Raw genomic sequence first — 13,498 nt, 5'->3', positions numbered from 1 at the left:
TTCCCTTCCTTGTCAGTCCTGTTCAATCCATATCGAATCCGCCGCGCGCGCGCAGCGCCTCGGCGACATGTTCGGCGTCATCCACCGCCACCAGCGTGATCGGCAGCGCCACCTGCCAGCCGGGGCGCCGCGGGCTGCGCGCGCGCCAGGCGTCGATCAGCAGCCGGGCCTTGTCCAGCATCACGGGGATGAAGCGCACCACCAGCACGATGGCAAAGCCGATGGGCGCCGTTCTGACCCCCAGCCGTCTGAGCGGCGACAGCCCCCACATCACCACCTCGACCAGATCGTCGAAGCGGCTGGTCATGGTCACCAGATTGGCCAGCGCCACCGCCGCGATCAGCCGCAGTGCGATCACCGTGCCCGCCCGCAGATCGCCGGTCAGCCCATGCCACGCGAGCACCAGCGCCACGAAAAACCACACCGGCTTGAGCAGGCCCAGCCCCGCGTGCAGGAACCGCCACCCCGCCACGAGGTAAAGCCCCGCTACCGCCGCATTGGCCAGCATCATCGCGGCGACGCTGTCGAGCACGAAGAGCGCAACCGTCGCGGCGCAAAGCGCGGCCAGCTTGGCCCCGGCGCGCAGCCGGTGATAAGGTGTGCGGATCTCAGAGGTCAGCGTCAGCATCGCCAAGCGCCTCCATCGCCTTCAGATAGGCCGCAAGCGTCGCCTCGGCCGGGCCGTCGGCGGCAACACCGCCCCCCTCAAGCCAGATCGCCCGATCATAGCCCGAAAGCGCCGAGATGTCGTGCGAGACATGGATCACCTGTGCCGGTACCGCATCAAGATAGCGCCGCAGCGCCCGCGTCGTCGGCAGGTCCAGCCCCGCAAACGGCTCGTCCAGCACGATGACGCGCGGCGCCATCGCCAGCACCGACATCAGGCAGACCAGATGCCGCTGGCCTTGCGACAGGGTCGCCACCGGGCGCTCGGACCAGTCAGCGCGCCCGAACCGCGCCAGCATCGCATGCGCCTCGGCGCGCGCGGCGGTCTTGTCATGGCCCAGCTGGCGCAGGCCGAAGGCCAGCTCTTCCTCGACGGTGGGAAAGATGATCTGGTGATCGGGGTTCTGGAACAGGATGCCCACCGTGCGGATCGCGGCCTTGCGGTCGCGGGCGACATCCACGCCCGCCACCGTGACCTGTCCCGCATCGGGCGCGATCAGCCCCGCGATCAGCCGCGACAGCGTCGTCTTGCCCGAGCCGTTGCGCCCCACGATGCCGATCCGCCGTTCGGACAGCGTCAGGCTCAGGTCGCGCAGCACGGTGCGGGCGCCGAAGCCGTGGCTTACCCCCGTCAGGCGCACCGGTCCCATCGCTGTGCTGTCTGGCGTCATCCTGTTGTCCCGCGTCCCGAACGCTGCTGAACCGGTGCAATATCGCGCCGGCCACGGACTTGCCAGTGCAAACACCGGGTCCCGGCTTTGACTGACGTCAATTCCCGGCGGCTTGCCCTGCGTTAAGCTCGTTGCGCACACCGTTTACCGGCATTCCAGCAACAGGAGGCTGCGACCCGCATCATGAGCGATACCTCAGATCCCGCCGATGGTCCCGAACTCCCGCAGCCGCTTGCGCCCGAGCGGCTCTGTGTCCCGGTCACGGCGGCGGATTTCGACTTCGCCACCACCGCCGATCTCGCGCCCGATATCGGCTGGCTGGGTCAGGAGCGCGCGGTGGATGCGATCCGCATGGCCGCCGACATACCGCATGGCGATTTCAACGCCTTCGTGCTGGGGACGCCCGGAAGCGGTCGGCACCGGATCGTGCGCGCCATTCTGGCGCAGGCCGCCGAGGACCGCGAGCGGCCAAGCGATTGGGTTTACGTCAATAATTTCGACGCGCCGGACAAGCCGCGCGCGATCGAACTGCCCCCCGGTCAGGCCAGCCGCTTCTGCAAGGCGATGGAGCATCTGATCGACGAATTGGCCAATGACATCCCGGCGATCTTCGAATCCGAGGATTACCAGACCCGCCGCAACGCCATCGAACAGGAATTCGCCGATCTGCACGAGGCCGAGATGTCGCAGCTCTTCGAGCGCGCCCGCGGCCGGGGCGTGGCCATCCTGCGCACGCCGATGGGCTTCACCGTGGCCGGGCTGCATGGCGGCGAGGTGCTCACCCCCGACAAATACGAGGCGCTCTCCGAAGATGAGCAGGCCCGCGTCGATGCCGCAGTCGATCAGACGCAAGGTGAGCTGGCCGAGGTGCTCAAGGCCGCGCCTGCGCGCGAGAAACAGCACCGCGCCCGCGTCGAGACCCTGAATGTCGAGATGGCCACCGCCGGGGTGGATGCCGCCATCGCCGAAGTGGCCGAGGCGTTCCGCGATCACGCCCCGGTGCGCGCGCATCTCGACCGCGTGCGCGCCGATCTGATCGAGAACGCCCAGCTTTTTCTGATCCGCGACGAGCAGATGCAGGGCGGCCCCTTTCCCGGCCCCACCAGCAAGCATTACGCGCGGCCCCAGTTTCAGCGCTACGCCGTCAACGTGATGGTCGCGCATGACGGGGCAGGGCAGGGGGATGCCGCCCACGACACCCAAGGCGCCCCGGTGATCGAGGAATCGCTGCCCACCTTGGGCAATCTGATCGGGCGCATTGAATATGCCTCCGAGATGGGCGCGCTGGTGACCAATTTCACCATGATAAAACCCGGTGCGCTGCACCGTGCCAATGGCGGGTTTCTGGTGCTGGATGCGCTGCATGTGCTGCAGGAACCCTTCGCCTGGGACGCGCTCAAGCGCTGCCTGCGCACCGGTGAGATCTCGATCTATTCGCCCGGCGAGCGGCTCAGCCTGATTTCCACCGTGTCGCTCGATCCCGATCCGATCCCCCTCAAGACCCGTGTGGTGCTGGTGGGCGAGCGGCTGCATTACTACCTTCTGGCGGCCTTTGATCCGGATTTCGCGCATCTGTTCAAGCTGCAGGCCGATCTCAACGATCACATGCCGGCGGGCGAAGACCACCGGCAGGGCTATGCGCGGATGCTGGGCAGTCTGGCGCATGACGCGGGCATTCGTCCCCTCGAGCCGGGCGCCGTGGCCGCCACCTTGCGCGAAAGCACCCGGCTTGCGGGCGATGCGGAACGCTTCACGCTCGACACCGACACCCTGTCGGACATCCTGCGCGAGGCGGATCACTGGGCCGATGGCAACGACCACAGCGCAATCACCGCCGCCGATATCGACCGCGCCATCGCTGAACGCGACCGCCGCGCCAGCCGCCTGCGCGATCTTTCCCACGAGGCGATCACCCGGCAGACCGTGCTGATCGACACCGACGGGGCGCGCATCGGACAGATCAACGCGCTTTCGGTGCTGCAGATCGGCGCCGCCACCTTCGGGCGGCCCTCCCGGCTGACCGCGCGCACCCGGATGGGCAGCGGCAAACTGGTGGATATCGAACGCGAGACCGAGCTGGGCGGTCCGATCCACTCCAAGGGCGTGCTGATCCTTCAGGGCTATCTTGCCAGCAGCTTCGCCACCGACGCGCCGATGTCGCTCTGGGCCAGCCTCGTGTTCGAACAAAGCTATGGCGGCGTGGATGGCGACAGCGCCTCGGCGGCCGAGTTGCTGGCGCTGATCTCCTCGCTGGCCGAGGCGCCCATCGATCAGTCCTTCGCGATCACCGGATCGGTCAACCAGTTCGGCGACATTCAGGCCATCGGCGGGGTCAATGAAAAGATCGAAGGCTTCTTCGACATCTGCGCCGCCCGTGGCCTGACGGGGCGGCAAGGCGTGCTGATCCCCGCCGCCAATGTCAAGCATCTCGCCCTGCGCGCCCGGGTGATCGACGCGGTCCGCGACCGCCGTTTCCGCATCCTCCCGATGCGCAGCGTCTCGGACGCCATCGCCGTTCTGATGGGGGCCAGTGCCGGAGTGCGCGGCCCCGACGGCGCCTATCCCGAAGGCAGCATCAACGCCCGGGTCGAAGCCCGCCTTCGCGCCTTCGCCGAAGCCCGGCGTGCCTATGTCAAACAGGCGACCGAGCAGCCCGGAGGCACGCCATGAGGCCCGGTGACCGCCGCGCGCGGGTGATCCTTGGGGCGACCTGCTCGGTCGATGCGATCGGCACCTTGCAGATCGCCGTGCAGATCGCCCGCCGCCGGGGCGCTGACCTTTATGGCCTTCTGGTCACCGATGAGGCGATCCTCGCCGCGGCCTCTGGGCCGCGCGCCCGTGCCGTGGGCTTTTTCGGCGGGCAGATCGCGCCGATCACCGCCGAAAGGATGCTCGATGCGTTCCGCGCCGATGCGCGCCGCTTCGAACAGGGGCTGTTGCGCGCGGCTCAGGCGGCCTCTGTCCATGCCGCGTTCCGGCAGGCGCAAGGCCGGCTCGCGACCGCGCTCGACGAAGGCGCAGGGGCCGGCGATCTGCTGGTCTATGGTTTTGCCCGCCCCGAGCGCGGTGCCGATTGCGTGGTGCTGCTCTCCGATGGCACGGCGCCTGCCGCCGATCTGCTCGAGCTTGCGGCCCAGCTTGCCGCCTATCCGGACAGGCCGCTGGTGGTGCTGGCCCCGCCAGGCGGGGATGCCGCGCTGAAGGCAGCTCTTGCCGCCCATGCGCCCGCTGTCTCTCACGCCCCTGTGCTTGTTCCCGTCGCCGACATGTCGGCGCTTCTGGCGCAGCTGGAACGCCGCCGCCCCGCCGCCGTGATCGCCGCCGCCCCCCGCGCGGCATTGCCGCCGGTTGGCCGCCTTCTCGATGCCGCGCGCTGCCCGGTGATCTTTCCTGCCGATCCATCCGCCGCGATCTCGGCCCAGAACACGGCCCAGAACACGGCCCAGAACGCGGCGCCTTCAGACCGGGCAGGCAGCTAGGCCATGTCCGAACCTTCCGTCATCTTCCGCACCGAAGGGCTGACCAAGGTCTATGACACCGGCGCGCTCAAGGTGCATGCCCTCGCCGGTGTGGATATCCAGCTTTATGCTGGTGAATTGGCGGTGCTGCTCGGCCCTTCCGGCAGCGGCAAATCCACGCTTCTCAATATCCTTGGCGGGCTCGATCACGCCACCTCGGGCCGCGTCTGGTTCCGCGACACCGAATTGACGCAACTGGGCGACCGGGGGCTGACCCGCTACCGGCGCGATCACGTGGGCTTCGTCTTTCAGTTCTACAACCTCGTGGCCAGCCTCACCGCGCGCGAAAACGTGCAGCTTGTCACCGATGTCGCCCGCAATCCGATGCGCCCCGAAGAGGCGCTCGAACAGGTCGGCCTCACGCATCGCATGGATCACTTTCCCGCCGAGATGTCGGGCGGCGAACAGCAGCGCGTCGCCATCGCCCGCGCCATCGCCAAACGCCCCGAAGTGCTGCTCTGCGACGAGCCCACCGGCGCGCTCGACAGCCAGACCGGCGTGCAGGTGCTCGAGGCGCTCAAATCCATCAACGACACGCTCGGCACCACCACCGCCGTCATCACCCATAACGCCGCGATACGGGGGATGGCGCATCGGGTGATCTGGTTCCGCGACGGGCGGATCGACCGGGTCGAGTGCAACGATACCCGCATCGCCCCCTCCGAGATTTCATGGTGAGCCGATGAAAGCCCTTGATCGCAAACTCTTGCGCGATTTTCGCCGCCTCTGGGCGCAGGCGGCGGCGATCGCTCTGGTGCTGGCCTGCGGCGTGGCGATCCTGATGACGAGTTTCGGCATGTATGGCGCGCTCGAAGACACGCGCGACGCCTATTACGACCGCAACCGCTTTGCCGATGTCTTCGCCGATGCGCGGCGCGTGCCCGACGGTGTGCTCACCGATATCCGCGCCATTCCCGGCGTCCGTCAGGCCGAGGCTCGGGTGATCGAGCATGTGATCCTCGATGTGCCGGGCCGGCCCGAGACGGTGACCGCGCGCGTGATCTCGCTGCCCGAGGCCTCCGCGCCGCTGCTCAATCTGCCCTTGCTGCGCTCAGGCCGCATGCCCGATCCCGCCGCCACCGACGAGATCGCGGTCAATCATCCCTTTGCGCTCGCCAACGATCTGCGCCCCGGCGCGCGGCTCAGTGCCAATCTCGGCGGCCAGCGCCGCGAGCTGACCGTGACCGGCAGGGTGCTGTCGCCCGAATTCATCTACACCATCGGCCCCGGCGCCCTGATGCCCGACAACGAAACCTTCGGCATCCTGTGGATGCCCGCGCGCATGGCCGATGCCGCCTTCGACATGGACGGCGCTTTCGACAACGTCACACTCCGGCTCGATCCCCATGCGAGCCTCGAGGATGTCATCGACCGTCTGGACAGGCTGCTTGAACCTTATGGCGGGCTGGGGGCTTACGGGCGTGACAGCCAGGTGTCGCACAGTTTCGTCGATGCCGAGATCGAGCAGCTGCGCACCACCGCCCTGATCCTGCCGCCGATCTTCTTCGGCATCACTGCCTTTCTGGTCAGCATGGTGATTGGGCGGATCATCGCCTTGGAACGCTCTGAAATCGGGTTGCTCAAGGCCATCGGCTATTCCGACGTGGAAATCTGCGTGCATTACCTGATGCTGGCGGGGCTGATCTCGGTGGTGGGCACGGGGTTGGGCTGGGCCGTGGGCACCTGGCTGTCTCAGGCACTGGCCCGGCTTTATGCGCAATTCTTCGATTTTCCCTACCTGATCTACCGGGTCGCCTATGACGCCTATGCCATCTCGGCGGGTCTTGCGCTGCTCAGCGCGGCGCTTGGGGCCGCGCGCAGCGCGCTGCATGCCGCGCGGATGCCGCCTGCCGTTGCGATGGCCCCTCCCGCCCCTCCGCGCTTCAAGCGCAGCGCGCTTGACCGGCTCTTGTCGCGTCTGCGCCTCTCCCAGCCGGTGATGATGATCCTGCGCGCGCTGATGCGCTGGCCGTTCCGTGCCGCCATGACGACGCTCGGCCTGTCTCTGGCGGTGGCGATCCTCGTGGCCTCGAGCTTCTTTTCCGACGCGCTCGACCGGATCATCGACAGCGCCTTCACCCAGTCCAACCGGCAGGACGCGATCCTTCTCTTCACCCCCGACATCCCCGAAACCGCGCTGTCCGAGGTGGCAAACCTGCCCGGTGTCCTGCGCGCCGAGGGCCAGATGTTCCAGGCCGCCGTTCTGCGCCACGGTCATCTGGAAAAGGACGTCCCCATCGAGGCCCGCCGCCCCGGCACCGACCTGTCGCGCATCATCGACGGATCGGGCACGGTGCTCGACGCGCCCCCCGGCGGCATCCTTCTGTCCGAGCGTCTGGCCATGCATCTCGCCGCCCGCCCCGGCGATGTGATCGAGGTGACATTCCTTGGCGAGCGTGGCGAAACCCACCGCGTGCATGTCGCGGGCCTCGTGCAGCAATATCTGGGCCTCGGCGCCTATATGGACCTCGCCACGCTCAACCGCCTCAAGCGACAGGCCCCGCGCATCACCGTCGCCAACCTGCTGATCGACGAGGCGCGCCTGCCCGAGCTTCACGCCGTCCTCAAACAGACCCCTGAACTCGGCGGGCTCATCATGCTGACGGAAATGCGCCGCTCGTTTCAGGACACGATCCGCGAGAACGTCACCATCATGACCAGCGTCTACATCACCATCGCCGTTCTGATCACCTTCGGCGTCGCCTATAACGGCGCGCGCATCCAGCTGTCGGAACGCGCCCGTGAACTGGCCAGCCTGCGCATCCTCGGCTTCACCCGCGCCGAGGTGTCCTTTGTCCTGATGGGCGAAACCCTGCTGCTGGCGGTGCTGGCGCAACCGCTTGGCTGGGCGCTTGGCGGGCTGATCGCCAAGGCGCTGGCGCGCGGCTCCACCTCGGATCTCTATGCCGTGCCGCTGGTGCTGGAGCCGTCGGGCTTTGCGCGCGCCAGCCTCGTGGTGCTGGCCGCCTCGCTGATCTCCTCGCTGATCGTACGCCGCAGGCTGGACCGGCTCGATCTTGTCGACGTCATGAAAACAAGGGAGTAATCCACCATGGCCCTCAAGGCCCGTACCGGTCTCACCGTCGCTCTTGGCGCAGCCCTCGCCCTTGGTCTTGGCTGGGTGGCGTTTCGCACCGATCCCGTGCCGGTCGATCTGCACCCGGTCGCGCGTGCGCCGATGCAGGTCACGGTCGATGCCGACGCCCGCACCCGCATCGCCGAGATATACGAGGTGGCCGCGCCCATCTCGGGCATCGCCCAACGCTCCCCGGTCCGCGAAGGGGATCCGGTGATCGCCGGCGAAACCGTCGTCGCGATCGTCGAGCCTGCCGCCTCGAGCCTGCTGGATGCCCGCAGCCGCATTCAGGCCGAAGCCTCCGTCCGCGAGGCCGAGGCGGCACTCTACGTCGCCCGCAGTCAGCTCGATCAGGCCGAAGAGGAAGTGACCTTCGCCCGCAGCGACTACCAGCGCACCAAGACGCTGGTGGATCGCGGCGTGGCTTCCGTTGCCCGGCTCGAAACCGCCGAGCAGCGCCTCGCCACGGCGCAGGCCGGGGCCGAGGCCGCGCTGTCGAATCTCGAACGGGCCAACAGTGCGCTTGACCGTGCCCGCGCCGCCCTGATCGAACCGGGCGCGGATGACAGCCCCGCCGCGTCGTGCTGCGTGCGCCTGACCGCGCCCATCGATGGCCGCGTGCTCACCGTCGAGACGGTCAGCGAACGGCCCGTCACCGCCGGTGCGCGGCTTGTCTCGGTCGGACGGCCCGACGATCTCGAGATCGTCGCCGATCTTCTCTCCACCGATGCCGTGCGGCTCTCCGCCGGGATGCACGCCGAGGTCGAGCGTTGGGGCGGCCCCGGCACCCTTGCCGCGACCCTGACCAAGATCGAGCCGTCTGGCTATACCAAGGTCTCCGCGCTTGGCATCGAGGAACAGCGCGTCGATGCGATCTTTTCCATCGACACGCCGATCGCCGAACGCTCCGCCTTGGGAGACGGGTTTTCGGTGTTCCTTCGGATCGTCGAATGGGAGGCTCCGGATGTGCTGCAAGTGCCGCTTGGCGCGATGTTCCGGCGCGGGCAGGACTGGGCGGTGTTCGTCGCCGCCCCCGATGGCACCGCCCGCCTGCAGGTGATCGAGATCGGCCGCCGCAACGACCTGAGCGCGCAGGTGCTCTCGGGTCTGATCGAAGGCCAGCAGGTCATCACCCACCCATCGGACGCGATCTTTGACGGCGTGCCCATCGTCCAGCGCGCGGCACCCTGACGCGCGCCGCCTCTCAGCCCGCCAGCGCCTGCACCGTGACCGCCCCGCCATAGATCAGCAACAGCGCCGTGCTTTCCACGCCGATCCGGCCCGGCCCGTCGCGTTCCCGCACGATCAGCCCGATCAACAGGATGCTCGTCATCACCAGCCCCACCGCGATCCAGAACAGGTCCGCAGTCGTGATCGCGTGATAGATCGACCCCTCGCGATACCCCGCATCCGCCGCCGTCAGGAACAGCACATCGAATGTGTTGCCGCCGATGATTCCGCCCACCGCCAGTTGCACCGCACCGCGCCGCACCGCGGCCAGCGTTGTGATAAGCTCTGGCAGCGATGTGGCCACCGCCGTCATCAGCGCGCCCACCACCGTCGCCGAAATCCCCAGCCGGGCCGACAATTGCACCCCGATCTTGGACATCATCCAGCCCGCCAGCCCCAACACACAGGCCAGAAGCGCAAAGCGCGCCAACAGCGGGATCGGGCCGCGCGCGTGCTCCGGGGCCTCGTCCGGCCGGTCCGCGCGGGTGTAAAGCGTCTGCACCGGATACCACATCGGCGCCGCGCGCACCCGCGCCGCGATCCGGACGCCCGCGACATAGATCACCGGCAAGACGAACGACACCGGATGCATCCCCAGCACCGACACCTCCGGCATCGTGAATGCCGCCAGCGGCAGGCCCAGCATCAGCGTCAGCAGGCTCGCCTGATAGAGATTGGCCAGATCCGCCGAGGCATGTTCCAGATTGGCCTTGCGATAGACCATATCCGCCAGCGCCAGAAACGCGGTCTGCGCCGCGATCCCGCCCACCGCATTGGAAAACGCGAGCGACGCTTCCCCGTCCAGTGCTGCGGTGACCGACACGACCGTGCCCGACAGCGACGTGGCCATGCCCAGCAGAACCGCCCCGGTGATCGCCTCTCCGATGCCGGTCTCGTCGGCCAGTTGATCGGCCTTTCCGGTCAGCTGCACGCCGACCACCGCGATCACCCCGGCGACAATCAGAAAACCGGCGATCAGGGCGGGCAGGGGCAGAGCGTCGAACCACATGCGGCCCGTTGTGCAGATCGTGCCGCCGGATGGCAATGCGCGCGCGCAATCCGCCGCGAACCGGGTGCATTTTCGCGAGTTGTGTACGGGATGGACACAAATCCGGGGATCGCGATGCCGTTCGGTCCCAAAGCCGTGTAGGTTTCGTACGGATTGTACGCAGCTTCGCGCGCTCCGGGCTTCCCTGCGGCGGGATTTTGCGGCATCACTCGGACATGACACCGAATGACCTTGTCCTGACCCCGATGGGCCTGCGTTTTCAGGGCCGGCGCTATCCCTGCTCGATTGGCTGGGGTGGGCTAAGTGCTTGTAAACGCGAAGGAGATGGCGCTACACCGGTTGGTGTGCACCGCATCGTGGGCCTGCTGTATCGTCCCGATCGCATGGCCCGGCCCGCCGATTGGGCGGTGCCGATCCGCCCGTCGGACCTGTGGTGCGACGACCCCGGTCATGAAGATTACAACCTCATGATTCGAAAGCCTTTTTCCCATTCGCACGAGGTTCTGCACCGGGCCGACCCGCTCTATGATCTGGTTTTAATTACCGATTGGAACTGGCCTTACGCCGAACGCGGCCGGGGATCATGCATCTTTTTGCACCAATGGCGCAGGCCGCATTATCCGACTGCCGGATGCATCGCCTTTCGGCGCGATCATCTTATTGAAATTGCGTCGAAAATTCGATACGAGTCGCGGTTGATCGTGCGCCCTCAGCCGTAATCGCGCGCGCCGAAAATGGCGCTGCCGACCCTCACATGGGTTGCGCCAAGCGCAATCGCTTCCTCGAAATCGCCGCTCATCCCCATTGAAAGCCCCTGCAATCCGTTCCGCTCGGCGATCTTCGCCAGAAGCGCGAAATGCAGGCTGGGTTCCTCATCGACCGGCGGAATGCACATCAATCCTCGCACGGGAAGGTCCATCCCCTTGCAATCATTGATGAATTTATCTGCATCCGCTGGCAGGACACCGGCTTTCTGATCCTCTTCGCCGGTATTGACCTGCAGGAAGATGTCCGGGCAATGCCCTTCCTCCTGCGCGATCCGGGCAATCGTGCTGGCCAGCTTGGGTCGATCGACCGAATGGATCGTCTGGAACAGGTCAAACGCCTGCCGGGTCTTGTTGGTTTGCAGCGGCCCGATCAGATGCAGGTCAATGCCTTGAAAACGCTCGCGAAATTGCGGCCACTTGCCAGCAGCCTCCTGAACGCGGTTCTCTCCGAAACAGCGATGCCCCATCTCCAGCACCGCCTCCACCCGCTCATTGGGCTGCACCTTGGAGACCGCGATCAACGTCACGCTCCCCTCCTCGCGCCCCGCCGCCCGCTCGGCTTTGTGGATGCGGTTCCTGATGTCTTCGAGACTCACCTGCGGACCCTCCGGGCTGTTCCTACGCGGACCGCATCTTTGCCACAGCCCCATGCAGCAGCACAATCCCCCGCCGCGGACCGATGCCGGATTTCAGTAAACTCCTTGCCCCATTGTCCGACCTTGGATAGTAGGAGAGAGAAACAATGTCGGATCGCGTAATGACCAAGTCCCGCATCATCACTCTAGGCCTGTCACTCGGTTGTGCCGTAACGCTGGTGGCGTGTGATTCCATCAGGAACGAGGGGTTCCGCGATGAGGCGCTGAATGTCGAAAACGGTCGTGACTACCAGACGCAGCTGCGCCAAGACGGGTCTTTTCTCGATTTTTTCCGGAATGAGGGTGTGGGCGTCAACGTCAACCGCTTCCTCTGGACGGCGTCTCTCGACGTTCTGGATTTTCTTCCAGTTCAAACGGCGGATCCGTTTACTGGCATAATTTCAACAGGTTACGGCACGCCGCCCGGCGGGGGGCAGTCCTATCGCGCAACCATCCTCATCAGCGACCCCGCGCTTGATGCAAGGTCGCTCAATGTGGCCCTGCAGACGCGCGGCGGCCCCGTGAACGCGGCCACACAACGCGCGGTCGAGGATGCCATTCTGGCGCGCGCCCGCCAGCTGCGCATCAACGCCGGGAATTTCTGACTTTCCGGCAAGGCGTATTCAGACCTTTGCGCCGCTCATGATGCTTGAGATCCAGTCAATCTGTCGTGGCAGGGCAATCGTGCGCAAATCATAATTCTGCACGATATGCGCCCGCGCCGCCTGGCCCATCCGCTTGCGGGCGTCGTCGTCTTCGAGCAGGGCAACGACCTCGGTGACGAGGCCCTCTCGATCGAAAAAGTCCACCAGCCGCGCGGTTTCGCCCTGGCTCAGCACCTCGCGCACGGGGGTCGTGTCGCTGGCCACGATGGCCGCTTTGCAGCTCATGGCTTCCAACAGGCTCCAGCTCAGGACGAACGGATAGGTCAGATAGACATGCACCGTGCTGATCTGCAGAAGTGTCGTGAACTGCTGATGCGGTATGCGGCCCAGGAAATGGACCCGCGCCCAATCCGTATCGGGGATGTCTTTCCTCACCTCGTCGATGAAGATCTGCTTCCAGGTCTGGCCATTTGGGGGGCGTGCCCCATAGCTGACCTCGTCTCCGCCCACGATCAGGACACGTAGTTTGGGCCGTTCCTTGAGCAAACGCGGCAAGGCGCGCATGAAGACATGGTAGCCGCGATAGGGTTCGAGATTGCGGTTCACGAAGGTGACGATTTCATCCTGCTTCGTCAGATCGCCCGCGCCCTCGATGCTCAGGCGCACATCGGGGTCGGGACGCGACAGATCCGTGTCCACCCCGTCATGCACCACGGTGATCCGGTCGCGGAATTCGGGCGGAAAGGTATCTGCCTGAAACCGTGTCGGGCTGATCCCGGCGTCGGCCATCGGGAAATGGATGTGATTGTTGAGGTTTTTCATGCGGATGCGCAAATGCGCCAGCTCAGCATCGCCCGAGGTGAACTCGGGGTCGAAATCCACATGCGGGTAATCGGACAGATGATAGAGCTCGCAATAAAGCCCGAGGCGCGCATCGGGCCACACATCGCGCAGGAACATCGATTCGCCCCAGCCGGGATGCGCGAGGATCAGATCGGGGGTAAATCCCTTGTCCCTCAGCTGCCGCGCCGCGCGATAGCAGGCTTCGGCCCGCGTGACCTTGGTGTCGAGATCCGTCAACCACGGGTGCACGGCCTGCGCCTTGCGCTTTGGTAGGGTGTAGGGCAGCACTCGGACGCCATTCCAGGTGGTCGCTTCTTTCACCCGCAGCGTAAGGGCCACGCATTGATGCCCCCGCGAGGCCAGCAAGGGCGCCAGATGTTTGTATTGGCCGGGAAAGTTCTGATGGATGAACAGGATTTTCATTGGGATGGACTGCCCGATACTCGTTTTGCCACCTTATATGCCCTGCCAAACTCCA

12 protein-coding genes are annotated in these 13,498 nt (G+C 66.0%); 7 read left to right on the top strand and 5 right to left on the bottom strand.

The window, feature by feature from the left end; translation table 11 throughout:
- Window positions 1–22: 22 nt before the first annotated feature.
- The gene (locus tag F3H35_RS00180) at window positions 23–628 is read right to left on the bottom strand and encodes an energy-coupling factor transporter transmembrane component T family protein (RefSeq protein ID WP_149777663.1); all 606 of its coding nucleotides are present in this window, start codon (window positions 626–628) and stop codon (window positions 23–25) included.
- Window positions 609–1,337 (bottom strand): energy-coupling factor ABC transporter ATP-binding protein, encoded by a 729-nt coding sequence (locus F3H35_RS00175; protein ID WP_394852300.1) that lies wholly within the window; start codon window positions 1,335–1,337, stop codon window positions 609–611. Before F3H35_RS00175 ends, F3H35_RS00180 begins: the two co-directional genes overlap by 20 nt.
- A 183-nt stretch (window positions 1,338–1,520) precedes the next feature.
- On the opposite strand from F3H35_RS00175, the gene F3H35_RS00170 reads away from it, so the two are divergent.
- Genes F3H35_RS00170 through F3H35_RS00150 form a run of 5 tightly spaced genes read left to right on the top strand, consistent with a single transcriptional unit; the run spans window position 1,521 to window position 9,122 of the window.
- Window positions 1,521–4,007, top strand: coding sequence for a Lon protease family protein (locus F3H35_RS00170; RefSeq protein ID WP_149777662.1), 2,487 nt, complete (start codon window positions 1,521–1,523; stop codon window positions 4,005–4,007).
- Window positions 4,004–4,816: a hypothetical protein gene (locus F3H35_RS00165; protein ID WP_149777661.1), complete on the top strand. Its 813-nt coding sequence runs from the start codon at window positions 4,004–4,006 to the stop codon at window positions 4,814–4,816. Before F3H35_RS00170 ends, F3H35_RS00165 begins: the two co-directional genes overlap by 4 nt.
- A gap of 3 nt (window positions 4,817–4,819) precedes the next feature.
- Window positions 4,820–5,533 (top strand): ABC transporter ATP-binding protein, encoded by a 714-nt coding sequence (locus tag F3H35_RS00160; RefSeq protein WP_149777660.1) that lies wholly within the window; start codon window positions 4,820–4,822, stop codon window positions 5,531–5,533.
- Window positions 5,534–5,537: 4 nt separating this feature from the next.
- Window positions 5,538–7,901 (top strand): ABC transporter permease, encoded by a 2,364-nt coding sequence (locus F3H35_RS00155; protein ID WP_149777659.1) that lies wholly within the window; start codon window positions 5,538–5,540, stop codon window positions 7,899–7,901.
- Window positions 7,902–7,907: 6 nt separating this feature from the next.
- Window positions 7,908–9,122 (top strand): efflux RND transporter periplasmic adaptor subunit, encoded by a 1,215-nt coding sequence (locus tag F3H35_RS00150; protein ID WP_149777658.1) that lies wholly within the window; start codon window positions 7,908–7,910, stop codon window positions 9,120–9,122.
- 13 nt (window positions 9,123–9,135) lie between these two features.
- Here the strand turns inward: F3H35_RS00150 and F3H35_RS00145 are convergent, their stop codons facing one another.
- A complete protein-coding gene (locus tag F3H35_RS00145; RefSeq protein ID WP_149777657.1) occupies window positions 9,136–10,170 on the bottom strand; it encodes a sodium:calcium antiporter in 1,035 nt (344 codons plus the stop codon).
- 215 nt (window positions 10,171–10,385) lie between these two features.
- On the opposite strand from F3H35_RS00145, the gene F3H35_RS00140 reads away from it, so the two are divergent.
- A complete protein-coding gene (locus tag F3H35_RS00140; RefSeq protein ID WP_149777656.1) occupies window positions 10,386–10,889 on the top strand; it encodes a L,D-transpeptidase family protein in 504 nt (167 codons plus the stop codon).
- Here the strand turns inward: F3H35_RS00140 and F3H35_RS00135 are convergent.
- The gene (locus tag F3H35_RS00135) at window positions 10,880–11,533 is read right to left on the bottom strand and encodes a YggS family pyridoxal phosphate-dependent enzyme (protein WP_188129819.1); all 654 of its coding nucleotides are present in this window, start codon (window positions 11,531–11,533) and stop codon (window positions 10,880–10,882) included. The two genes, F3H35_RS00140 and F3H35_RS00135, sit on opposite strands and share 10 nt — an antisense overlap.
- A 146-nt stretch (window positions 11,534–11,679) precedes the next feature.
- On the opposite strand from F3H35_RS00135, the gene F3H35_RS00130 reads away from it, so the two are divergent.
- Window positions 11,680–12,177, top strand: coding sequence for a DUF3576 domain-containing protein (locus F3H35_RS00130; protein ID WP_149777654.1), 498 nt, complete (start codon window positions 11,680–11,682; stop codon window positions 12,175–12,177).
- 18 nt (window positions 12,178–12,195) lie between these two features.
- Here the strand turns inward: F3H35_RS00130 and F3H35_RS00125 are convergent, their stop codons facing one another.
- Complete coding sequence (locus F3H35_RS00125; RefSeq protein ID WP_149777653.1) at window positions 12,196–13,443, bottom strand: glycosyltransferase; 1,248 nt, start codon at window positions 13,441–13,443, stop codon at window positions 12,196–12,198.
- Window positions 13,444–13,498 lie beyond the last annotated feature (55 nt).

Origin of the sequence: Roseovarius litoreus (genome assembly GCF_900142765.1) — a bacterium.
In the GTDB taxonomy this organism is placed as follows: Bacteria; Pseudomonadota; Alphaproteobacteria; order Rhodobacterales; family Rhodobacteraceae; genus Roseovarius; species Roseovarius litoreus.
This window is presented reverse-complemented; position numbering and strand designations above follow the sequence as displayed.

What these genes read in the sequence shown, in the direction of transcription:
- F3H35_RS00125 (WP_149777653.1), bottom strand. Translation starts at nt 13,443, where the DNA reads ATGAAAATCCTGTTCATCCATCAGAACTTTCCCGGCCAATACAAACAT.
- F3H35_RS00180 (WP_149777663.1), bottom strand. Translation starts at nt 628, where the DNA reads ATGCTGACGCTGACCTCTGAGATCCGCACACCTTATCACCGGCTGCGC.
- F3H35_RS00145 (WP_149777657.1), bottom strand. Translation starts at nt 10,170, where the DNA reads ATGTGGTTCGACGCTCTGCCCCTGCCCGCCCTGATCGCCGGTTTTCTG.
- F3H35_RS00130 (WP_149777654.1), top strand. Translation starts at nt 11,680, where the DNA reads ATGTCGGATCGCGTAATGACCAAGTCCCGCATCATCACTCTAGGCCTG.
- F3H35_RS00150 (WP_149777658.1), top strand. Translation starts at nt 7,908, where the DNA reads ATGGCCCTCAAGGCCCGTACCGGTCTCACCGTCGCTCTTGGCGCAGCC.
- F3H35_RS00165 (WP_149777661.1), top strand. Translation starts at nt 4,004, where the DNA reads ATGAGGCCCGGTGACCGCCGCGCGCGGGTGATCCTTGGGGCGACCTGC.
- F3H35_RS00155 (WP_149777659.1), top strand. Translation starts at nt 5,538, where the DNA reads ATGAAAGCCCTTGATCGCAAACTCTTGCGCGATTTTCGCCGCCTCTGG.
- F3H35_RS00160 (WP_149777660.1), top strand. Translation starts at nt 4,820, where the DNA reads ATGTCCGAACCTTCCGTCATCTTCCGCACCGAAGGGCTGACCAAGGTC.
- F3H35_RS00175 (WP_394852300.1), bottom strand. Translation starts at nt 1,337, where the DNA reads ATGACGCCAGACAGCACAGCGATGGGACCGGTGCGCCTGACGGGGGTA.
- F3H35_RS00140 (WP_149777656.1), top strand. Translation starts at nt 10,386, where the DNA reads ATGACACCGAATGACCTTGTCCTGACCCCGATGGGCCTGCGTTTTCAG.
- F3H35_RS00170 (WP_149777662.1), top strand. Translation starts at nt 1,521, where the DNA reads ATGAGCGATACCTCAGATCCCGCCGATGGTCCCGAACTCCCGCAGCCG.